Raw genomic sequence first — 21,840 nt, 5'->3', positions numbered from 1 at the left:
ATGACGGCCGTGACGGCCCTCAGACTATTCCGGGCGGTGACCCTCCACGGCGACGCCGGCCTTCTTTGAGTGCGCGGAGCTGCGGGTGATAAACCATGTCGCGAGCGGGCGGACCAGCCGGATCAACGGGACCAGGAGGCCGAACTCCTTTCTCAGATCTGCCAGCTGCTCGTTGAGCCCTCGCTGCTGGTATCGAAGCAGGCGCTGGCTCTCCTCGGTGTCCACCCAATCGCCGAAGAAACGGGGGGGCGACGTTCGCACGAACGCGTCGATCGGAAGGGGGCCGATTCCGATCGCGCCCAACAGGGCGGTGACGAAGCCGTAATAGGTCATGCGGCAGTTCGCGCCGCCGGCGATGTACAGCGTCTTACCGATCGACTCCGCACACTCCACCGCGCGAGCAAACGCCGTCCCGGCATCGGCGGGATGGAGAAACTCGAACCGCGCGTCGGGACTGAACTCGAACATGATGCTGGGATCCTGCGCCTGCAAGCGGATTGGCGTCACCGCCGCGAGCCGCAGGATGCTCCACCGCAGCCGCGACTGCCGGATCGCTTGCTCGCAGGCTACTTTCTGACGCCCATACTCGTCGGTCGGAGAGACGGGCGTATCGACGCGGAGCGGCGGCTCGCGATCCTGGATGTCGCCGAAAATGCCCTGGGAGGACGCGAAAACCAGCCGTTTGGCCGTGGGCGACTCCTCCATCTGCGCGATCAGGCCCCGCGTCGCGTCGAGGTTCACCCTGCGCGCCAGATCCGGCGCCCGCTCCGAGTAAGGCGGAATGATGGCCGCCAGGTGGATGACAGCGTCGACGCCCTCCAGTGCGTCTCGCAGCGACTCCGGTCGGGTGAGGTCGCCCCAGAAGAACCGCACCCGTCCGTCGAAGCGGGATGCGAGTTTGCGTCCCCGCCGAGATTCGAGGTCGAATGCGGCGACGTCGTGGCCGTCAATGAGCAACGCCTCCAACGTATTAAGGCCAATGTTGCCCAGCGCGCCCGTCACCAGCGCCTTCATGCTCTACCTCGCGAAGCTGTCGGAACGGCAAGTTCCCGCAGAGAGGATAGGAACAACTCGTCCATCCGTGGGCTCAACTCGGCCAGCGTCGCGGCGCTGGCGTAGCCGACGGAGCCGAAGACGCGTTCGAGCTCCTGGGTAGCAGTAGCGGCGCCGATGGAAAGGCAAAGGCAGGCAACGCCGTCCGCGCGGAGCTCTTCGAGGGCTTTGCGGGCGTCGGCTTCGGCATAACGGCCTTCGTAGCCGTCGTCGTAGGGAAAGCCGTCGGAAAGGACGACCAGCAGACGATTTGGGGTTCCGGCGTAGACCTTCAGGATTTCACCTGCGCCGCGGATGCCGGCGCCCAGGCGCGTATAACCCGATGGTTGAAGCTGGTTGAGCCGGGCTCGCGCGACGGCGCCGAAACGGTGTCCGAAGGCCTTGATCGATAGCAGGTGGACCGAGTGCCGGCCGTGTGAGCGAAATGCATAGACGGCGACGCGGTCGCCCAGCTCTTCGAGCGTGACCGCCAGTGTGGCGGCGGCCCGCCGCTGGTGGTCGTGCACGGCGAGGCCGTCCGGATCGGTATCGGTGACCGAGCCTGAGGCATCGAGCAGGATCAGCACCCCGAGGTTGCGCGCAAGTTTGCGGCGTTCGAGGTAGACATTTTCCGGTGGTGAATGGCCGGATCGCAGATCGACGAACAGGTCGACGATCGCCTCGGTGTCGAGCTCGTCACCATCGGGGCGACCACGTAAGACTTTGGGGCCGAGTCCAATTCGAGCCAGGCATCGCCGAAGCGCCTCGTCGTGCGGAACGCTGGCCGCGGACACGTCGGCGGCGGTCGTTAGCGGCAAATCCAGGACCCGGCACCACTGCGGCCGGTAGCGGTGGTTGTGTACGTCCCATTCCGGATGAAGGGCGCCGCCGACGCCGGCGGCCGCTCCGGGGTGGCGATCATCGGTGAAGTGGATTCGGGTAGGCAGGGGCCGCGCGTTTGCTCCGGCGTGCTGCGCCTGGCGGACGGAGCGAATTTGCAGCTCTGCGCCGGGGGCGCTGTCTCCCGGGGAACGCGAGTTGCCGAACAGCTTCCGGAAGTAGTCGGACAGCGTCCGGGAGTTAAAGAGCGGATTCTCAAAGAGTTTGAGGATTTTGCTTTCCTCGGATTGCTCCCCGTCACCATCGTCGTCAGCCTCGGGGAGGTCAATGGGATCGAATTCCAGGCGCAGGTCGTTGTCGGTGGGTCTTGCCCCCGGCCCGGCAGGAGGTGCCAGTAGGCGGGACGGCTTGATGACACCGAACCACTCCGGTGCGTCGAGGATCTTCGCTCGGCCTTTTGCCACCGCCAGTGACTCGGGAGCGGTCGCGGTGCTCGGCTCCCCGTCGGGGCGAACCGCGGCCGCCAGTGGAATCTGGCTGCCAAGCTCGGCAAGCACGCGACGACCTTCCAGCGCCAGATAGCGGCGCGCTGTCACCGGACGTGCCCGCAAAGCCTTCACCAACGGTGCGTCCAGACTTCCGGCGCCAAGTAGAGCGCTCTGGAGCAGCGCCTCGCGGCGCTGCTCCGCGGCAGAACGGCCAGGCGAGACAAAGATCAACTGGCCGTTGGTGTATGCGGCCCGACCAGCCGGTGCCTCGGCGACATCGACGGACCTGCCGGCGATGAAGGTGGCGAGGAGTCGAAGCCGGGCCGGGCTGTTGTCGTCTGAGGCGATCATGACGCGCGGGGCAGCACCGCGTCGACGAGTTCGCCCAAGGCGCGAACGACATCCGAATCGTCGGAGAGGGCCTGGACGACGGCCGACTGGACGGCGCTGCGCAGGCTCAGCCCTTCAGCGACGAGGCTCCCGGCGAGGATCAGCATCCGGGTGGAGGAGACTTCGTTCAGCGGTGAGCCATCCAGGTTTCGGATGGCGTTGGCGAGCTTGACCAGAGCGCGCGCCGTCTCGGCATCGATGCCGGCCTCGTGGGCGACCACCTCCGTCTCGATCTCAGCGGGTGGGAAGCCGAGCTCGATGGCGACGAAACGCTGCCGGGTGGACTCCTTGATGTTCTTCAAAACGCTTTGGTAGCCGGGATTGTAGGAAATCACCAGCTGGAATCCGGGCGCCGCCGGCAACGTCGTGGCGAGCCGATCGACCGGGAGTTCACGGCGGTGGTCGGCGAGCGGATGGATGACTACCGTGGTGTCCTGTCGCGCTTCCACCACCTCGTCGATATAGCAGATGGCGCCCTGGCGCACGGCCCGCGTCAACGGCCCGTCCACCCACACCGTTTCGCCGCCTTTGAGCAGGAAACGGCCTACCAGATCCGCCGACGTCATGTCCTCGTGGCCCGCCACGGTAATCAGATCGCGACCGAGCTCGTGGGCCATGGCCTCCACGAAACGTGTTTTCCCGCAACCGGTCGGGCCTTTCAGGAGCACCGGTAGATCCCGACGTGCCGCTGCGCGAAAAACCGCCACCTCATCACCAACCGCCCTGTAGAACGGCGCTTCCGGGATGGAGCCAACTGTCACCGGTCGACTGTTGAGCACCTCACTTACCCCGATCGAAGGGAACGATCTTCGGAAGCTCTGCACCCTTTGGCAGCACAAGCTGGCCATCGCGGTTGATGTAGCCGGAGTTCTTGCTGGGGATCGGCAGCGCGGGATCGGGACAAGGCCGGTCCGTCCCGTCGCCGCAGATGCCCATCAGGAAATACGAGCGCTTCAGGATGTCCTGCGGCCAGGGGTCCTGGTGCATGGCGAGCCATTGCGCGGGAATGTTGTAGAACACGAAGAAGAACACGCTGCACGCCCCGAAGACGGCGAGGAATCGCGTGAATTGTTGCTTCGCAAAGCTGCCCTGGACCCGTTCCAGACCACGCTCGACGAATGTGCGGCCCCGGTCGTCGGTGAAGAAGCGCAGCGCGCACAAACCGGCCTGCACCCCACCCCACATGAGCCCCTCGTAGAGCGGCCATTGATAGTAGGTGCCGGCGTTGATCGACAACGACCGGATCGCACCGGGGTAGGTGAAAAGCCCCATCGGCATCAAGAACAAGCCCTCGATGACCAGATCGAAGAAAAACGTCCACAGGATCAAAATGCCGATCAGCCCAACGTTATTGATGTTCGGCCAGTGCGCCTTGGCTCGGCGCATGACCCAACAGCCGAGGATGGTGCACAGCAGAACTCCATACGAGTAACCCGGCGCGTTCATCAAAAGCGGCTCGGCCATCATCCGACCCGGTTCCCCGAAGGACATCCAACCCGGGATGTTCTGCACCCACGAGCCCCGATTGAACATCCACGTGTTGTACGTGCTCCACGTGTTGATGTAGTTCAGGAGTGGATCTTGAAAGAAGATCAGGCCGCAGGCGACCAGGAGCATGCCGTCCAGCGTGATACGCCGCTCCCGCCGCCAAGGCCTGACGATGAAGTAGTAGATGCCGACCGGTAGGCCCGCGACGATGACGGCCGTCCACGTCAGGAGGATGACCTTCATGAACATCGGCGGATCGCTCGGCCCCGTGGGCACCCGCACGAAATAAGGCCCGGTGATCCAGCGGATCCATACATACAGCTGGAAAGCCAGAATCACACCCCCGACGACGGCCCAGATCCGCACGGGCCGCGCTTTCGACTGAGCCTGGGCGCCAAGCGAAGCCGCATCGCCGACCGACTCAGTGACAGCGGGCTTCCTGTTCGACAGTTCGGTCATGACACTGTCCCCTTCTGAATCGTCGTGATACGGCGTTCGCGAACTCGATTGCCCCGAGACCCGGATCGGCGATGACGTTGCGCCTCAGACGTCTGACATCCACAGCGGTCATCGCTCGCTCTCCGGAAGAAGGCCGGGTCTGGCCCAATATACCAACCAGTATCTAAATGACCAACGGTTTTCTTAGAATCTATGACACAATCGCTGGCATGGTTGAGCGCTGGACGCGAGAGCGACGGCTCGAGCACACGCGCTCGCTTCTCCTCGATGCCGCCGAGGAGGTGTTCGCCGAGAAGGGCTTCATGGCGGCTTCTCTCGATGACATCGCGTATGCGGCGGGCTACACGAAAGGTGCGATCTACAAGCACTTTTCGACGAAGGAAGACCTGTTCCTGGCAGTGAGCGACCGGTACTGGCGCCGCTATTTCGACAATTTCGCCGAGGTGATGTCGACCGCGACGCAGATCGGGGCGCGGGAACTCGACCAGATCGCCGAGCGGTGGCGACAGCTGGGCCGTGACCGCGGCGCAGAGCACGCCGCGTTGGGACACGAGTTCACCCTTTATCTGCTGCGCAACCCCGACGCACGACAACAGGTCGCCGCCAAGCGAGCGCACGTTGTCGACGCGCTGGCAAAGTTCGTCGTCGAAGGCATCGACCGGTTGGGCGGCACGCTGCTGATCCCTCCGTTGACTTTCGCCCACATACTCGTCGCCACCACCGACGCCGTCATGCTGGGAAGCCAACTCGATGACATCGACCTCTATAGGCCGGTCCTCGAAATGTATATGTCCGTACTCAAATTGCCCTGAGCGCGGGACGCCCGGGAGCGGTTGCACTGGGTTCAGAATTGAGCCGCCCGCGGCATCGTCGCGTCGGCACGGATGTGCCGTAGTACGACCGAGGATCGCCCGCGTGTGTTCCTTGGCCGGCCGGGCTACACTCATCAATTAGTGAACGATTGCGTCTACATTGCACGGAAGCGAGAAGATCATGACAGCTGACGCGGGCGCCGGATTCGAGCCGTTGTACGGCCAAGCAGAACACACCGACGGGCTGATCCCGTGGGACATCGGCGGCCCGCAGCCCGCCGTCCAGCAGCTGGTGGCCTACGGGGCGATCCGCGGCGAGGTGCTCGACCCGGGAACGGGACCGGGCTATCACGCGATTCACTATGCGTCGCAAGGCTATTCGGCGACCGGAGTGGACGGTTCGCCCACCGCGATCGAGCGGGCCAAGCGCAACGCCGAGCGGGCCGGGGTGCAGGTCGATTTCCAGGTGGCCGACGCCACCAAGCTGGACGGGTTCGAGGGCCGGTTCGACACCGTGGTGGACAGCGCCTTCTACCACGTGCTGATGGGTGACGAGGCGGTCCAGACCCGCTACGCGCAGGCGCTGCACCGCGCCACCAAACCGGGCGCGCGGCTGTACATGTTCGAGTTCGGCACCCACAACGTCAACGGCCTGCAGTGGCCCGGCATCGCCGCCGACAACTTCGAGCGAGTGCTCGGGCCCAGCGGATGGCGCCTGGACTACCTGGGTGTCACCACATACCTGGCCCGCTTCGGCCCCGAGACATTCGACGCCATGAGCAAGGTCATGGCCGAGCAGCAGGGCGAGACCGCCGAACTCATGCAGCCGCTGAAGCGCCAGATGGACATCCTGAGCCCGCTGCTGGACGACGGCCTGGTGCACTTGCCGTTCTGGGCCGTGGTGGCCACCCGCCTGGACTGACGCCCTTCGCGTGGCGCCGGGCGCCCGGGTGGTGCCCCGCCCACCGATGTGCTGTGGTTAACCATGGCCGGCTCAACCCAACTGCGCCAAGGGCTGTCGCAGCGACAGCTCAGCATGATCGCCCTCGGCGGTGTGATCGGCGCCGGGCTGTTCGTCGGGTCCGGCGTGGTGATCAAGGGCACCGGGCCCGCCGCGTTCCTGACCTACGCGCTGTGCGGACTGCTGATCGTGTTGGTGATGCGGATGCTGGGCGAGATGGCGGCCGCCAACCCGTCGACCGGGTCGTTCGCCGATTACGCCGGGCGGGCGCTGGGCGGCTGGGCGGGGTTCTCGGTCGCCTGGCTGTATTGGTACTTCTGGGTGATCGTCGTCGGGTTCGAGGCCGTCGCCGGCGGCAAGGTCCTCAACTATTGGTTCCACGCGCCGCTGTGGCTGCTGTCGCTGTGCCTGATGGTGCTGATGACGGCGACGAACCTGTTCTCGGTGTCGTCGTTCGGCGAATTCGAATTCTGGTTCGCCGGTATCAAAGTCGCGACGATCGCCGTATTCCTGGCCGTCGGAACGGTTTTCGTGCTCGGGTTGCTGCCCGGCCGCCACCCGGACTTCTCCAACCTCACGTCGCACGGCGGGTTCTTCCCCAAGGGTGTCGGGGCGATCTTCGCCGCCATCGTGGTGGTGATCTTCTCCATGGTCGGCGCCGAGATCGTCACCGTCGCCGCCGCCGAAAGCCGCGACCCGGAGCTCGCGGTCCAGCGCGCGACGCGATCGGTGGTGGCGCGCATCGGGATCTTCTTCGTCGGTTCGGTCTTTCTGCTCGTCGTAATCCAGCCCTGGGATTCGGTGGAGGTGGGCGCCTCACCGTACGTGGCGGCGCTCAAGCACATGGGCCTTCGCGGCGCGGATCAGGTGATGAACGCCGTGGTGCTCACCGCGGTGTTGTCGTGTCTGAACTCGGGCCTGTACACGGCGTCGCGCATGCTGTTTGTGGTCGCCGACCGGGGTGAGGCACCGGCTCGGCTGGTCAGGCTCAGCCGGCGCGGGGTGCCCTACCTCGCCATCTTGTGCTCGTCGGCGATCGGGTTCCTGTGCGTGATCATGGCGTGGGTCGCGCCCGGCACGGTGTTTCTCTTCCTGCTCAACTCCTCGGGCGCCATCATCTTGTTCGTCTACTGGCTGATCGCGCTGTCGCAGATCATCCTGCGCCGCCGGACCGCCGAGGAAAAGCTGCGGGTCAAGATGTGGTTCTTCCCGGTGCTGTCGATCCTCACGCTCGCCGCGATCACCGGCGTGCTGGTGCAGATGGCGTTCGACCGCTCGGCGCGCAGTCAGCTCTGGCTCAGCCTGCTGTCCTGGGCGGTGGTGATTGGGCTGTACTTTCTCGCCCGGGCCCGGGCCCGGGCCCGCGGCCGGGTCCGTGCCGGACGTGAGATCCCTTCCGCGGAATAAGCAATCAGCCCGCCGGCGCCGCCGCCGCGCGTGGCCGAAGCAAGCCCAGCCGCTCCAGATCCGAGACGTATTTGTCGATCAACGCCTCGGTCACATGCGGCACGTCCAAGGCGGCACCGATCCCAGCGGATTGCACTGCGGCGCGGAACTTTTCGGCCGGCATCTGGGTGCCTTGCGTCGGCTGGCCGGGCCTGGCGTAGGCGCTCATGAGCGGCAGCATGGAGTTCTTCCGTTGGTTGTCCGGCAGCGACTTCATCGCCGCCTCGAACCTGGTAAGCCAATCGCCGTAGTCGTCGATCCGTTCGATCCGGTGGCCCGCCGCGACGAGCCAGTCGACGAACGTGTCCAGGGAGACGCCGTCATCGTGGGTGTTGAGCACGTTATAGGTGCGGTAGCCGGCGCTGATGCTCCCGCCCAGCGTGGTGATCGCCTCGGCGGTGAAATCGGCGGGCAGCCCGTCGTAATGGGCGCGTTGCGGGTTTCCGGACGCGTCCAGCCGATAGAACGACCGCGGCGCGATACCGGTGGCCACCACGCTCAAGATCAGGCGGGTGAACATGTCCGGCACATTGAGCTGACCGGAGAAGTGGCTGTGCGCCAGGATCATGTCGGACCGGAACACCGCCACCGGCAGCTCGCACAGATCGTGCGCCTCCCGCAACAGCACCTCGCCCGCCCACTTGCTAGTCGCATAGCCGCTGGCGTAGGACTCGTCGAGGGACCGCGACGGGCTGGCCGACCGCACGTCGACGTCCTCACCGATGAAGCCGCCGTCCGGCAGCGCGGTCACCGCGACGGTCGAGATGTAGTTGATTGGCTTGAGCCGCTTGGTGATTGCGAGCTTGATGATCTCGGCGGTGCCCACCACGTTGGGTCCGAACAGCTGACTGTACGGCAGCACGTGGTTGACCAGGGCCGCGGAGTGCACGATCAGATCCACCGAGCGGGCGAGCCGGTCATAGGTGGCGGTGTCGAGGCCGAGGTTGGCGGCGCCGACGTCACCGACGAGGACTTGCAGATGCCTGTCGGCCAATTCGCGGAAACGCGCCGACAATTCGGGGTCGCCGCTGTCGATCGCGGCCTCGATGCGCTGGCGTCCGGCGGTCGGGTCGGCGCCGCGGGCCAGGCAGATCACCTTGCCGCCGGTCGGCGCCAGCCGTTCGAGCCAATCGAGGCACAGGAAGCGCCCGAGATAACCGTTCGCGCCGGTCAGCAGCACGGTGTTGACCGTGCCGGTCGGCCGGGGCAGACCGCGGGCGGCGGCCAAGGTGTCGGCGTCGACGAACTTGTCCAGCGTGAGATCCGCCGCGCGGGCAATCGTGGCACCGCGCCCGTGCACCGATGCGAACGTCGGCCGTGTCGATACCGAGGTCCGTTCGCCGTCAATGTAATTCGCTATCGTCGCCAGCGTCGCGGTGGGGCTGACGATGGTCTGCACGGGCAGGTCGATCCCGAATATCCCCTCCAGCAGGGTGGCGAAGGAAAACGCGGAAAGCGAATCACCGCCCAGGTCAATGAACTTGGCGTCGGCGCCCAGGGCTGAGTCGCTCGACAGTCCGAGGGTGGCCGCGGCGGCCCGGCGAACGGTCTCTATCGTCGGCAGCTCGCGGCTCGCCGCGCGCAGCTCGGTGAGCTGGTCGCTCTGGCTTGCCTCGATGTCGGCGTACATGGCATCGAGTCGTTCGCCGTAGCGCGCCTTGAGGGCCGGACGCAGTAGCTTGCCCACGCCGGAGAGCAAGCCGTTGTCGCGGGTGAATCGCTCCGATTCCAAAAGGAAGTCGCGCGGAATCTCGTAGGGGTTGAGGCGGGCGTCGGCCGCTATTCGCTGCAGCGAGTCCGCGATCAGGGCCCGCGCGTCCCGGTCACCGATGGCGTCGGCGTTCGGGACGATCACGGCGAGCAGGAAGGGCTGCTCGCTGCTGCCGTAGAGGAAAACCTGCCGAATGTACGGGCTGGTCGAGAAGGTGGCCTCCAGCTGGGACACCGCGACGAACTCGCCCTGCGAGAGTTTGATGACGTTGTTGGAACGGTCCAGATACATCAGGTGATCGGGCCCGAGCTCGGCCATGATGTCGCCGGTCTTGTAGAACCCGTCGTCGTCGAAAATCTGCGCCGAGAGTTCGGGATGCTTGAAATATCCCGGAATGATGGTGCTGGCCTTGAGATAGAGCTCGCCGCGCGGGTACGGCTTGTCGGTGGTGAGGTACCCCAGCTCCGGGACGTCGACCAGTTTGTAGTCGGTCACCGGCGGGCGTTTCAACATGCCGTTGCGCAAGATTCCGCCGCCGGTCTCCGTGGCGCCGTAGCCGTCGGCGACCGCGACGTCGAGCAGTGACTCCATGAAGGCATGCATCTGCCTGGACAACGGCGCGCTACCACACATCGCCGAGAGCACTCGGCCACCGATAAAGTCTTCGCGCAGTTCGGTTTTTACCATTTCGTCCAGCTGTTCGGCGCTGAGGTCGCCGGGCGATCGCTGGTCGAGCTCCTTGCGGTAACGCCGAAAGAACATGTCGCACACCCGCGGGACGAGGTTCAGGGCGGTGGGTCGGACCAAGCCGATGTCGTCGAACAGGGTGGACATGTCGCTTTTGGCGGCGAAGTAACCGATTCCGCCGGAGGCCAGCGTGGCGATCAGCCATTCCAGCCCGTACACATGGGACAGCGGCATGTATTGCAAGTGGATCGCGGGAATCTGCCTTCCAATGTCCACCGAGGGGCTGTGGGGGCGCTGCCAGATGCGGGTCATCATGTCGGTGGTGTACATCGCCCCCTTCGGGGCGCCGGTGCTGCCTGACGTGTAAATCAGTGTGGCCAACGGGTTTTCGCCAGCCGACGGCACGAACGCCGGCGCGGCCGCGAGCCCGCGTCCGGACTCCAGCTCCGCGACGAGCGGCACCATCTCCACCCGGCGGCCGGCGGCACCCAAGCGTGCGCTGGCGTAGTCGTAACGATCGCGCTGGCCGTCGTCGTCGCTGGTGTAGTCGAAAACCACCAGCCGTTCGACCGAGGGGGCGTCGATCAGCACGTCGACGGCGGTGTCCAGCGATTCGATGCTGACGGCGAACACGCGCGGTGCCGTCTCGCCGACGATCGGGGACAGTTGCGCCGCCGAGGAACTCGTTTGCAGCGGCACAAACACCGCACCCAGCCGGATGCAGGCCAGGTAGTTCACCACGTAGTCGATGCTGGTGAAGCCCAGCACCGCAACGAAGTCGCCCGGGCGAAAACCGCCCGGCACACCGGACTGCCACGCGCTCGCCAGCGCCGAGACCCGGTCGCCCAGCTCGCGGTAGGTGATGGTCTCGAATCCGGACAGCAATGTCGCGGACGCGCTTCCGGTCGACTCGTCGCGGCTCACCTCGCAGGCGCGCTGTCCCAGTGCGGGCCGGTCGGCGTACCCGTCGACATAGGTGTCGACCACTTCGGAAAGCCGCAGCCCTGGCCGGTGCGCGGCGTCGGTCACCTCCGCTGACGGTGCGGCGGCCCGAAACTGCGGATCGTTGGCATACAGCTGCTCGACACGCTCGGCCAGTCGCTGTTCTCGGCCTAGCTCGGTGGCAGTCTCAGTCATCGGTGCCTCCTGTGGCCACGGTCCATGTCATGCGCGCGCCGGGGCCATACACCCGCACTGCCTCTGTGCAGTCAGTCGGTCTTGGTGAGCAGGACGGCCTCCTCGAACGGCAGCCTGGCGAATAACGGCCGCGCCCGGCCGGTGACGTACGCCGCCGCCTCGGCCTTGCTGACAACCTTGGGGTCGGAGATGCCGAAGGTCTTGCTGTTGCGGCGCATCCGCCCACTGCCCGCGGCGGTGAGGTTCTTCAGCCAGTCGCGGTCGGGGCCGTAGGTGAGCATGATCGCCACCCCCGGTTTGCCATTCACGCTGGTGTAGAAGGCATTCACCGGCGTGTGGTATTGCTTGCCCGAGCGCCGCCCGACGTGCTCGACGATCGCGAACGGGGGCAGCCAGCCCGCCCACATCCGCTGAATGGGGTTGGTGACGTGGCGGTTGAAACGCGCGAGTCCTTGAGGCAATTTCATGCCCTCAATCCAACTCGTCGGTGCCGTCGACATCAAGACGTCAGGCGCGTCGGCGGCAACAAGGCGCGTGCCACCCGCGCCGGCCGAGAGGGCGCCGGATGCCACGGTTGCTGATCACCCGCCGGCCATGCGTAGCAAGGGGTTTGGCCGTCGAGCAGCTGTCGCAGGCCGGGAACGGCCAGTTCGCGAGCCGACCAGTCGTAGAGTTGCTCGACTCGCGGTTGGATGACGCCGACGTCGAGCAGGTGCGCCACTCCATGTTCGGCCCGCAGGTACGGAGCCAGGTCGTCGCCGAGCGGGTAGCGGTCGGGAAGCACCCGGGACAGCGACAAGAAGATGCCCGTCATGCCCAAACGTGGGTCACCGAGCGGCCGCCCGGCCACGGCCAGCCAGCCGAGCGCGAGCCGGGGCGCGGCCACCAGCGCGTGGGCGTAGAGGACCCGCATCAGCACCAGGTTGATGAAGAAACGTTCGACGCGGGACTCGCCGGACGCGAGCTGCCGGTGCTCGAGGTACGCGCTGACGACGCTGAGGTTGTGCGCCCGGTACCAGCGCTGGGCCGACGGGCGCCGGATGAACTCCACCGCCGCGGCGACCGCCGCCGAGCTCGGGGCGCCGGGGTGGCCGAAGGCCAGGGCCCGGGCTTCCCACCCGTCGCGGAGCAGGCGCTCGTTCATCGCGCGCCACCAGGGGCTTCCGGCGGCCGGCCCGTCCGTCGGGTTGAGCAGCCCGCGGCGCAGCTGCCATCCCATGAAGGCCGACGCCGCCTGCCGAAACGGCAGATGGCCGCGGTCGAAGTTCGCCGGGACCCGGTAGAGCTCTCGCATCAGCACGAGCCGGCCGGGCGGATCCTCGCGGACCGCCGCGACCCGGGCCGCGGCGATGTCGGCGGCCGTCTGCCGTGTCACCGGTCGATTGTGTCAGCGCCAACGGTCGGCGCCCAGGCCTGACACCCCCTCCTGCTACACCCTGTAGTTGAACGATCCGCGGAGGCTGGGACACTGGTCGGCATGGGTAGCAGTGACCAGGCGACCGCGCATGCCCCGGCCTCGGTAACAGCCTCGTCAACAGCCTCCGTGGCCGAGTCGGCGAAGTTGTTCACCGAGGCTTGCGCCGTCATTCCCGGCGGGGTGAACTCCCCGGTGCGCGCGTTCACGGCGGTCGGTGGCACCCCGCGGTTCATCACCGAGGCGCGCGGGTGCTGGCTCACCGACGCCGACGGCAACCGTTACGTCGACCTGGTGTGCTCGTGGGGCCCGATGATCCTGGGCCACGCCCACCCGGCCGTCGTCGACGCGGTCACCCGGGCGGCCGCGTCGGGGCTGTCGTTCGGGGCGCCGACGCCGGCCGAAAGCCAGCTGGCCGCCGAGATCATCGGGCGGGTCGCGCCCGTCGAGCGCATCCGGTTGGTGAACTCCGGCACCGAGGCCACCATGAGCGCGGTCCGGTTGGCCCGCGGGTTCACCGGCCGGGCCAAAATCGTCAAGTTCTCCGGCTGCTACCACGGCCACGTTGACGCGCTGCTCGCCGACGCCGGGTCCGGGGTGGCGACGCTCGGCCTGCCGTCGTCGCCCGGGGTGACCGGCGCCGCGGCCGCCGACACAATCGTGTTGCCCTACAACGACCTCGGCGCCGTGCGGCAAACGTTCGACCGGTTCGGCGACCAGATCGCCGCGGTGATCACCGAAGCCAGCCCCGGGAACATGGGGGTGGTCCCACCGGCGCCGGGCTACAACGCGGCGCTGCGCGAGATCACCGCCGAGCACGGCGCGCTGCTGATCGTCGACGAGGTGATGACCGGTTTCCGGGTCAGCCGAAGCGGCTGGTACGGAATCGATCCCGTAGCCGCGGACCTGTTCACGTTCGGCAAGGTGATGAGCGGCGGTCTGCCGGCGGCCGCGTTCGGCGGGCGCGCCGAGGTGATGCAGCGGCTGGCGCCGCTGGGGCCGGTCTATCAGGCCGGCACCCTGTCGGGTAACCCGGTGGCCGTGGCCGCCGGGCTGGCCACGCTGCGCGCCGCCGACGACGCCGCCTACGCCACCCTGGACGCCAACGCCGACCGCCTGGCCGAGCTGCTATCCGACGCCCTGACGAAAGCAGGTGTGCCGCACCAGGTTCCGCGGGCCGGCAGCATGATCGGCGTGTTCTTCGCCGAGACCCCGGTGACCGACTTCGCGTCGGCGCGGGCCAGCCAGACGTGGCGTTACCCTCCGTTCTTCCACGCCCTGCTGGACGCGGGCGTCTACCCGCCGTGCAGCGCCTTCGAAACGTGGTTCGTGTCGACGGCGCTCGACGACGCCGCGTTCGACCGGATCGCCGAAGCTTTGCCCACGGCGGCCCGCCGGGCCGCCGATGCCGCCGCGCCGGAGACGCAACCCTGATGGCCGAGCAGACGCGGGTCCACGTGGTGCGCCACGGCGAGGTGCACAACCCCAGCGGCGTGCTCTACGGCCGGTTGCCCGGCTACCACCTGTCGGAGAAGGGCAGGGCGCAGGCCGAGGCGGTCGCCGATGCCCTGGCCGACCGCGACATCGTCGCCGTCATCGCGTCCCCGCTGCAGCGAGCCCAGGAGACGGCCGCACCCATCGCCGCCAAGCACGACCTGCCCGTGGACACCGACCCCGATCTGATCGAGTCGGCCAACTTCTTCGAGGGCCGCCGCGTCGGCCCCGGCGACGGCGCCTGGAAAGACCCGCGGTTCTGGTGGCAGCTGCGCAACCCGTTCACGCCGTCGTGGGGAGAGCCATACGCCGAGATCGCGGCGCGGATGACGACCGCGGTGGACAAGGCGCGCGCCCGCGGCACCGGCCACGAGGTGGTGTGCGTCAGCCACCAGCTGCCGGTCTGGACGCTGCGGCTGCACCTGAGCGGCAAGCGGCTCTGGCACGACCCGCGGCGACGCGAATGCGGGCTGTGCTCGGTCACCACCCTGATCTACGACGGCGACCGCCTGGCCGACATCGAGTACAGCGAACCAGCGGCGACGTGACCACGCGGCGGCGACGATGCAGAGCGGAGCGATGAGGAGGAGCGGCGCATTGGCCGCCCGGCGGCTGGCGATGGCCGGAGCGGCGGTGGCCATTGTGCTGGCCGGCTGCTCGGGTCGTGACGCGGTGGCCCAGGGCGGCAGCTTCGAATTCGTCTCGCCGGGCGGCAAAACCGACATCTACTACAACCCGCCGGCGACCCGCGGCCGTCCCGGCCCGCTGTCCGGGCCGGACCTGGCCGATCCGGCGCACACCCGTTCCCTGGACGACTTCGCCGGCCAGGTCGTCGTCATCAACGTGTGGGGGCAATGGTGCGGGCCGTGCCGCGCCGAGGTCGGCCAGCTGCAGCAGGTGTATGACGCCACCCGGGCCGGGGTGTCTTTTCTCGGCATCGATGTCCGCGACAACAACCGCCAGGCGGCCCTGGACTTCGTCGACGACCACCACGTCAGCTACCCGTCCATCTACGATCCGGCGATGCGCACCCTGATCGCGTTCGGCGGCAAGTACCCCACCACCGTGATCCCGTCCACGCTGGTGCTGGACCGCCAGCACCGGGTGGCGGCGGTGTTCTTGCGCGAACTGCTGGCCCAGGATCTGCAGCCCGTGGTGCAGCGGGTGGCCCAAGAATGACGGGCTTCACCCAGATCGCCGCCGCCGGCCCGTTGCTGCTGGCCCTCGGCGCGTGCCTGCTCGCCGGCCTGGTGTCGTTCGCCTCGCCGTGCGTGGTGCCGCTGGTGCCCGGCTACCTGTCCTACCTGGCCGCCGTCGTCGGGGTTGACGAACAGCCGCCCCCCGGCGCGATCAAGGCGCCCCCGACCGCCCGCTGGCGGGTCGCGGGGTCGGCGGCGTTGTTCGTCGCCGGGTTCACCACGGTGTTCGTGCTCGGCACGGTCGCCGTCCTCGGCATGACCACCACGCTCATCACCAATCAGCTTGTGCTGCAACGGATCGGCGGCGTGCTGACCATCGTGATGGGGCTGGTGTTCGTGGGCCTCATCCCGGCCCTGCAGCGCCAGGCGCGGTTCAGCCCGCGGCAGTTGACGACGGTCGCGGGCGCGCCGCTGCTGGGCGCGGTGTTCGCGCTCGGCTGGACGCCGTGCCTGGGGCCCACGCTGACCGGGGTGATCACCGTCGCCTCGGCCACCGACGGGGCGAACGTCGCCCGCGGCGTCGTACTGGTGATTGCCTACTGCCTGGGCCTGGGGATCCCGTTCGTGCTGCTGGCGTTCGGCTCGGCGGGAGCGGTGGGGGGCCTGGCCTGGCTGCGGCGGCACACCCGGGCCATCCAGATCTTCGGCGGCGCGCTACTGATCGCGGTCGGCGCGCTGCTGGTAACCGGGCTGTGGAACGACTTCATCTCCTGGCTGCGCGACGCGTTCGTCTCCGACGTGAGGTTGCCGATTTGATGTGGCTCGGCCAAAAAGCCCGCAACACCTGGCGCGCGCTGACCTCGATGGGCACCGCGCTGGTGCTGCTGTTCCTGCTCGCGCTGGGCGCGATACCCGGCGCGCTGCTGCCCCAGCGCAGCCTCAACGCCGGCAAGGTCGACGACTACCTGAAGGCCCATCGGGTGATCGGGCCGTGGCTGAATCGGCTGCAGGCCTTCGACGTGTTCTCCAGCTTCTGGTTCACCGCCATCTACGTGCTGTTGTTCGTCTCGCTGGTCGGCTGCCTGACCCCGCGGATGATCGAGCACGCCCGCAGCCTGCGCGCCACCCCGGTGCCCGCCCCGCGCAACCTGGCCCGGCTGCCCAAGCACGCCGGCGTCCGGCTCGACGCCGCCCCCGAGGAGCTGAACGCGCTGGCCAACACCATTGCCGGCCGGTTACGGGGCTGGCGCACGGCCATCCGCCACCCCGACCCGAACGAGGCCGGCACGGTCGAGGTGTCCGCCGAGAAGGGCTACCTGCGCGAGTTCGGCAACATCGTCTTTCACTTCTCGCTGCTGGGCCTGCTCGTCGCGGTGGCCGTCGGCAAGCTGTTCGGGTATGAGGGCAACGTGATCGTGATCGCCGACGGCGGCCCGGGATTCTGCTCGGCCTCGCCGGCCGTGTTCGACTCATTTCGCGCCGGGAATACCGTCGACGGCACGTCGCTGCACCCAATCTGCCTACGGGTCAACAACTTTCAGGCGCACTACCTGCCGTCGGGGCAGGCCACCTCGTTCGCCGCCGACATCGACTACCAGTCGGGTCGCGACCTGGCGGCCAACAACTGGCGGCACTACCTGTTGGAGGTCAACCACCCGCTGCGGGTCGGCGGCGACCGGGTCTACCTGCAGGGGCACGGCTACGCGCCCACCTTCACCGTGACGTTCCCGGGCGGGGAGACGCGCACGTCGACCGTGCAGTGGCGACCCGACAACCCGCAGACCCTGCTCTCGTCGGGTGTGGCGCGCATCGACCCGCCCGCCGGCAGTTACCCCAACCCGACCGAGCGCCGCCAGCACGAGATCGCCATCCAGGGCCTGCTGGCGCCGACCGAGCAACTCGACGGCGCGCTGTTGTCGTCGCGCTTCCCGGCGCTCAACGCCCCCGCGGTGGCGATCGACATCTATCGCGGCGACACCGGCCTGGACACCGGGCGGCCCCAGTCGTTGTTCACCCTGGACCCGCGGCTGATCGAGCAGGGCCGGCTGACCAAGGAGAAGCGCGTCAACCTGCGCGCCGGCCAGGAGGTCCGCATCGACCAGGGTCCGGCCGCGGGCACCGTCGTCCGCTTCGACGGGGCCGTGCCGTTCGTCAATCTGCAGGTCTCCCACGACCCCGGCCAGACATGGGTGCTGGTGTTTGCCATCACGATGATGGCCGGGCTGGTGGTCTCGCTGCTGGTGCGCCGCCGCCGGGTGTGGGTCCGGCTCACTGCGGCCGGCGGCGAGGCGGCCGGTACGGTGAACGTCGAACTGGGCGGCCTGGCGCGCACCGACAACTCCGGTTGGGGTGACGAGTTCGAGCGGTTGATCGAGCGGTTGTTGGCCGGACACGGCGCCGACCGGCCCGAAGCGGCCCCCACGTCCCGAAGGAGTTCTCAGGTGGACGTCAAATGAACACCCTGGACGTCAACGTCGGCTTGGCGCGATATTCCGACTGGGCGTTCACCTCGGCGGTGGTGGCCCTGGTCGTCGCCCTGCTGCTGCTGGCCTTCGAGCTGGCCTACGTCGGTGGCCGCCGCACCGAGCGCCGCGAGCGCGTGCTGGTCGGCTCCGTCGGCGCCGACAGCGCCGTCCCCGGCATCGTGGACGAAGTAGAGCAGCGGCCGTTCGACGAGCGCGTCGGGCGGGCCGGGCTGGCCGTGGCGTACCTCGGCATCGCGCTGCTGCTCGCGTGCATCGTGCTGCGCGGCCTGGCGACCGTGCGGGTGCCCTGGGGCAACATGTACGAGTTCATCAATCTGACCTGCCTGTGCGGGTTGGTCGCCGGCGCGGTCGTGCTGCGCCGCCCGCAATACCGCCCGCTGTGGGTTTTCCTGCTGGTGCCGGTGTTGATCCTGCTGACCGTGTCCGGGCGCTGGCTGTACGCCAACGCCGCCCCGGTGATGCCCGCGCTCCAGTCCTACTGGCTGCCGATCCACGTGTCGGTGGTCAGCCTGGGCTCCGGGGTGTTCATGGTCGCCGGCATCGCCAGCATCCTGTTCCTGCTGCGCACCTCGCGGCTGGGTGAGCCTGACGCCCAGGGCGCCCTGGCCCGGACGGTGCGGCGGTTTCCGGACGCCCAGACCCTGGACCGCGTCGCCTACCGCACCACCATCTTCGCGTTCCCGGTGTTCGGCTTCGGGGTGATCTTCGGCGCCATCTGGGCCGAGGAGGCCTGGGGCCGGTACTGGGGCTGGGACCCCAAGGAGACGGTTTCCTTCGTCGCGTGGGTGATCTACGCCGCCTACCTGCACGCCAGGTCGACCGCCGGGTGGCGGGACCGCAAGGCGGCCTGGATCAACGTCGCGGGATTCGTGGCCATGGTCTTCAATTTGTTCTTCGTTAACCTGGTCACTGTGGGCCTGCATTCGTATGCGGGTGTGGGATGACAGCCAGCAACCGACCCACGTAACACACAAGGGGGAGTGCACGTGTCCGACCATCCAACGACCGGCGCGGGGGCGCCCGATGAGCAGACCACTCAGCTGCCGCCGCCTTCACCACCGCCCCAGCACCTCGCCGAGCCGCAGGGCGAATCGACCCAGGATCCCCCCACCCGCGCCTTCGCCGGGTTCCGCACCGAGCGGCGGCAGGCGGCACCACCGGCCGCGCCGCGGCCCGCGGGGATGCCGCCCTGGGATCCCACCCCGGTCACCGGCATTCCGCGGGTCGACCCGACGGCATTCGGCGCCTACTACAGCGGCCCGGCCGAAGCGCCGCCCGCCCAGGCCCCGTCCCCCTACCGCCCGGAACCGGTGCCGCACACGCCCTATCCGGAGCTGTCCACCGGCATGCTGTTGCGGCCGGTCAAGCCGCCGCCATCGGAGGGTTGGCGCCGGTGGCTCTACGAGGTGTCCGGTCACCTGATCAACCTTGGGGAGAGCCCGCGGGCCGCCCGTCACAACAACCTGGTGGCCCAGGTCAACCGGCCGCTGCGGGGTTGCTACCGGATCGCGCTGCTGTCGCTGAAGGGCGGGGTGGGCAAGACCACCATCACCGCGACGCTGGGGTCCGCGTTCGCCCAGATCCGCGGCGACCGGGTGGTGGCCGTCGACGCCAACCCCGACTGCGGCACCCTGAGCCAAAAGATCCCGCTGGAAACGACGGCCACCGTGCGCCAGCTGCTGCACGACGCCGCCGCCATCGAGCGCTACAGCGATGTCCGGCGCTACACCTCCAAGGGCCCGAGCGGCCTGGAAGTGCTGGCGTCGGAAAACGATCCGGCCTCCTCGGAGGCGTTCAGCGCCGAAGACTACGCCCGCACCCTGGAACTGCTGGAACGGTTCTACGGCCTGGTGCTCACCGACTGCGGGCCCGGCTTGCTGCACTCGGCGATGTCGTCGGTGCTGGAAAAGGCCGACGTTTTGATCGTGGTCAGCTCGGCGTCCATCGACGGCGCGCGCAGCGCCTCACAGACGCTGGACTGGCTGGACGCGCACGGCCACGAAGAGCTGGTCCGCAACTCGGTCGCGGTGATCAACGCGGTGCGGTCGCGGACCGGCAAGGTCGACATGAACAAGGTGATCGACCACTTCTCCCGCCGCTGCCGCGCGGTGCGGCTGATGCCCTTCGACCCCCACCTCGAGGAGGGCGCCGAAATCGATCTCGATCGGCTGAAGCGGTCGACCCGTGAATCGCTGACCGAGCTGGCGGCCGTCGTCGCCGACGGGTTCCCGGGCGACCAGCGCAACCCGGGCCTGGTTTAAGAGGGCCTAGCGGGGCCTAGCGAGGGTTGTTATCCCCGTGACCTAACCGCCGCAAGAACTCCGGATCGTCGTCGGGTCCGATCACGCGAGTCTTCGGCCGGTTGACCTGTGACCGCGCCGCGCGCCAGCCAACGTAGATCAGCGTCCCCAGAATCAGGACAAGCAGCAGGTAGAGCACTCAACACCTCCTCGGACGAATATACCCGCGCCGTAGGCTCGGGCTGTGTCAGAAGGGGCTAGCGACAACGGCACTGGGGATCGCCCAGGAAACCGCGTGGTCATCGACGTTTTGCTGTACGCGGTGGCGCGTTTGCTGCTGGTGATCGTGCTCAGCGGCGCGGTCTACGGCGTCGCCCGCCTGCTGGGGCTCAACCAGTTCCCCGTCGTCGTCGCCGTGTTGTTCGCTCTGATCATCGCGATGCCGCTGGGCATCTGGCTGTTCGGCCCGCTGCGCCGGCGCGCCACCGCCTCGCTGGCGATCGCCGGCGAACGCCGGCGCTCCGAACGCGAGCAGCTGCAGGCCCGGCTGCGCGGCGAGGCGCCAGACGAGCGAGCCGACGAGGAGCCGGGGGAGTCCGGCGCCTAGCGCGTGCCTCATGGGCGTTGCGTGTGAATCCACGGCGACGACACGCCGAGAACCCGCGCCCTGGGCGCCCACTCAAAGCCCTGAGCGCACAGTCAAAGCCTCCTAGCGCGCGAGCGCCAGCGCCGCCGCCACCGCGAGTGCCCACACGACCATCGCCAGCCCGGTGTCGCGCAGCACCGGGATCAGCTCCCGCCCGCCGCGGCCGGACCGCACCGGACCGAGGGCACGCAGGGCCAGCGGCGTGGCCACCAACCCCACCGCGCACCACGGCGTCGCCGCCATCAGCACCAGAGTCGAGACGCCGGCGATCGCCAGCAGCGCCTGATACAGCAGGCGGGTGCGGGCATCGCCCAGCCGCACCGCCAGGGTGATCTTCTGCGACTGCGCGTCGGTGGGTATGTCGCGCAGGTTGTTGGCCACCAGCACCGACGACGACAGCGCGCCGATCGCCACCGCGAGCACCAGCCCCACCCAGTCCACCCGCACCGCCTGGGTGTACTCGGTGCCCAGCACGGCGACCAGGCCGAAGAAGACGAACACCGCGACCTCACCCAAACCCGCATAGCCGTAGGGCTTCGACCCGCCGGTGTACAGCCACGCCCCGGCGATGCAGGCGGCGCCGACCGCGATCAGCCAGGGCGCGCTCAGCAGCGCCAGCGCCAACCCGGCCGCCGCGCCCACCGACAGGCTCGTCACCGCCGCGGTCAGCACCGACCGCGGGGTCGCCAGCCGCGACCCCACCAACCGCAGCGGCCCGGCCCGCTCGTCGTCGGTGCCGCGGATGCCGTCGGAGTAGTCGTTGGCGTAGTTGACGCCGATCACGAACGCGACCGCGACGACCAGCGCCAGCAGCGCCTTCCACCACACCGCGGCGTGCAGCCCCGCCGCGGCGCCGGTGCCGGCGACCACCGGCGCCACCGCGTTGGGCAGTGTGCGCGGCCGCGCCCCCGAGATCCACTGCGCGAAACTGGCCACCAGGGCATCCTGCCCTATGCACCACAATGGGCGG

General features: G+C 68.2%; 20 protein-coding genes. 11 read left to right on the top strand and 9 right to left on the bottom strand.

The window, feature by feature from the left end; translation table 11 throughout:
• Positions 1-24: 24 nt before the first annotated feature.
• The 4 genes from A5764_RS18185 to A5764_RS18170 are packed head-to-tail and all read right to left on the bottom strand — an operon-like array spanning position 25 to position 4,697.
• The gene (locus A5764_RS18185; protein ID WP_067115074.1) at positions 25-1,014 is read right to left on the bottom strand and encodes an NAD(P)-dependent oxidoreductase; all 990 of its coding nucleotides are present in this window, start codon (positions 1,012-1,014) and stop codon (positions 25-27) included.
• Complete coding sequence (locus tag A5764_RS18180) at positions 1,011-2,711, bottom strand: nitric oxide reductase activation protein NorD (RefSeq protein WP_067115072.1); 1,701 nt, start codon at positions 2,709-2,711, stop codon at positions 1,011-1,013. Before A5764_RS18180 ends, A5764_RS18185 begins: the two co-directional genes overlap by 4 nt.
• Positions 2,708-3,511, bottom strand: coding sequence for a CbbQ/NirQ/NorQ/GpvN family protein (locus A5764_RS18175; RefSeq protein WP_231989747.1), 804 nt, complete (start codon positions 3,509-3,511; stop codon positions 2,708-2,710). Before A5764_RS18175 ends, A5764_RS18180 begins: the two co-directional genes overlap by 4 nt.
• 19 nt (positions 3,512-3,530) lie before the next feature.
• Positions 3,531-4,697, bottom strand: coding sequence for a spirocyclase AveC family protein (locus A5764_RS18170; protein WP_067115068.1), 1,167 nt, complete (start codon positions 4,695-4,697; stop codon positions 3,531-3,533).
• A 209-nt stretch (positions 4,698-4,906) separates the two neighbouring features.
• Between A5764_RS18170 and A5764_RS18165 the strand changes: the two genes are divergently transcribed.
• From A5764_RS18165 to A5764_RS18155, 3 genes are all read left to right on the top strand, one after another.
• Complete coding sequence (locus A5764_RS18165) at positions 4,907-5,509, top strand: TetR/AcrR family transcriptional regulator (RefSeq protein ID WP_067115066.1); 603 nt, start codon at positions 4,907-4,909, stop codon at positions 5,507-5,509.
• 181 nt (positions 5,510-5,690) lie between these two features.
• Positions 5,691-6,431, top strand: coding sequence for a class I SAM-dependent methyltransferase (locus tag A5764_RS18160; protein WP_067115178.1), 741 nt, complete (start codon positions 5,691-5,693; stop codon positions 6,429-6,431).
• A 63-nt stretch (positions 6,432-6,494) separates the two neighbouring features.
• Positions 6,495-7,877 (top strand): amino acid permease, encoded by a 1,383-nt coding sequence (locus tag A5764_RS18155; RefSeq protein WP_067115064.1) that lies wholly within the window; start codon positions 6,495-6,497, stop codon positions 7,875-7,877.
• Positions 7,878-7,881: 4 nt separating this feature from the next.
• Here the strand turns inward: A5764_RS18155 and car are convergent, their stop codons facing one another.
• From car to A5764_RS18140, 3 genes are all read right to left on the bottom strand, one after another.
• Positions 7,882-11,451, bottom strand: a complete 3,570-nt coding sequence (gene car / locus A5764_RS18150) for a carboxylic acid reductase (RefSeq protein WP_067115062.1) — start codon at positions 11,449-11,451, stop codon at positions 7,882-7,884.
• Positions 11,452-11,522: 71 nt separating this feature from the next.
• Positions 11,523-11,918 carry a nitroreductase family deazaflavin-dependent oxidoreductase gene (locus A5764_RS18145; RefSeq protein ID WP_067115060.1) on the bottom strand — a complete coding sequence of 132 codons (396 nt, stop codon included), beginning with the start codon at positions 11,916-11,918 and terminating at the stop codon, positions 11,523-11,525.
• A 32-nt stretch (positions 11,919-11,950) separates the two neighbouring features.
• Positions 11,951-12,826, bottom strand: coding sequence for a hypothetical protein (locus A5764_RS18140; protein WP_156664744.1), 876 nt, complete (start codon positions 12,824-12,826; stop codon positions 11,951-11,953).
• Between the two features lie 102 nt (positions 12,827-12,928).
• Between A5764_RS18140 and hemL the strand changes: the two genes are divergently transcribed.
• From hemL to A5764_RS18105, 7 genes are read left to right on the top strand one after another with little or no spacing between them, the layout of a single operon-like run.
• Positions 12,929-14,299, top strand: a complete 1,371-nt coding sequence (hemL, locus tag A5764_RS18135) for a glutamate-1-semialdehyde 2,1-aminomutase (protein WP_067115058.1) — start codon at positions 12,929-12,931, stop codon at positions 14,297-14,299.
• The gene (locus tag A5764_RS18130) at positions 14,299-14,907 is read left to right on the top strand and encodes a histidine phosphatase family protein (protein ID WP_067115056.1); all 609 of its coding nucleotides are present in this window, start codon (positions 14,299-14,301) and stop codon (positions 14,905-14,907) included. Before hemL ends, A5764_RS18130 begins: the two co-directional genes overlap by 1 nt.
• 49 nt (positions 14,908-14,956) lie before the next feature.
• Complete coding sequence (locus A5764_RS18125; protein ID WP_197501615.1) at positions 14,957-15,538, top strand: TlpA disulfide reductase family protein; 582 nt, start codon at positions 14,957-14,959, stop codon at positions 15,536-15,538.
• Positions 15,535-16,314 carry a cytochrome c biogenesis CcdA family protein gene (locus A5764_RS18120; RefSeq protein ID WP_067115052.1) on the top strand — a complete coding sequence of 260 codons (780 nt, stop codon included), beginning with the start codon at positions 15,535-15,537 and terminating at the stop codon, positions 16,312-16,314. The genes A5764_RS18125 and A5764_RS18120 overlap by 4 nt, the downstream gene beginning before the upstream one ends.
• Positions 16,314-17,954, top strand: coding sequence for a cytochrome c biogenesis protein ResB (locus A5764_RS18115; RefSeq protein WP_067115050.1), 1,641 nt, complete (start codon positions 16,314-16,316; stop codon positions 17,952-17,954). The genes A5764_RS18120 and A5764_RS18115 overlap by 1 nt, the downstream gene beginning before the upstream one ends.
• Positions 17,951-18,928: a c-type cytochrome biogenesis protein CcsB gene (ccsB, locus tag A5764_RS18110; protein WP_067115048.1), complete on the top strand. Its 978-nt coding sequence runs from the start codon at positions 17,951-17,953 to the stop codon at positions 18,926-18,928. The genes A5764_RS18115 and ccsB overlap by 4 nt, the downstream gene beginning before the upstream one ends.
• Before the next feature lie 42 nt (positions 18,929-18,970).
• Complete coding sequence (locus A5764_RS18105) at positions 18,971-20,245, top strand: MinD/ParA family protein (protein ID WP_067115174.1); 1,275 nt, start codon at positions 18,971-18,973, stop codon at positions 20,243-20,245.
• 16 nt (positions 20,246-20,261) lie between these two features.
• On the opposite strand, the gene A5764_RS28460 is transcribed toward A5764_RS18105, so the two are convergent.
• On the bottom strand, positions 20,262-20,423 hold the full coding sequence (locus A5764_RS28460; RefSeq protein WP_156664743.1) for a hypothetical protein: 162 nt from the start codon (positions 20,421-20,423) through the stop codon (positions 20,262-20,264).
• 45 nt (positions 20,424-20,468) lie between these two features.
• On the opposite strand from A5764_RS28460, the gene A5764_RS18100 reads away from it, so the two are divergent.
• A complete protein-coding gene (locus tag A5764_RS18100) occupies positions 20,469-20,831 on the top strand; it encodes a DUF4229 domain-containing protein (protein ID WP_067115046.1) in 363 nt (120 codons plus the stop codon).
• A gap of 102 nt (positions 20,832-20,933) precedes the next feature.
• On the opposite strand, the gene A5764_RS18095 is transcribed toward A5764_RS18100, so the two are convergent.
• A complete protein-coding gene (locus A5764_RS18095) occupies positions 20,934-21,806 on the bottom strand; it encodes a 1,4-dihydroxy-2-naphthoate polyprenyltransferase (RefSeq protein ID WP_067115044.1) in 873 nt (290 codons plus the stop codon).
• Positions 21,807-21,840: the final 34 nt, after the last annotated feature.

The organism is Mycobacterium sp. 852002-51057_SCH5723018 (assembly GCF_001667035.1).
GTDB lineage: Bacteria > Actinomycetota > Actinomycetes > Mycobacteriales > Mycobacteriaceae > Mycobacterium.
This window is presented reverse-complemented; position numbering and strand designations above follow the sequence as displayed.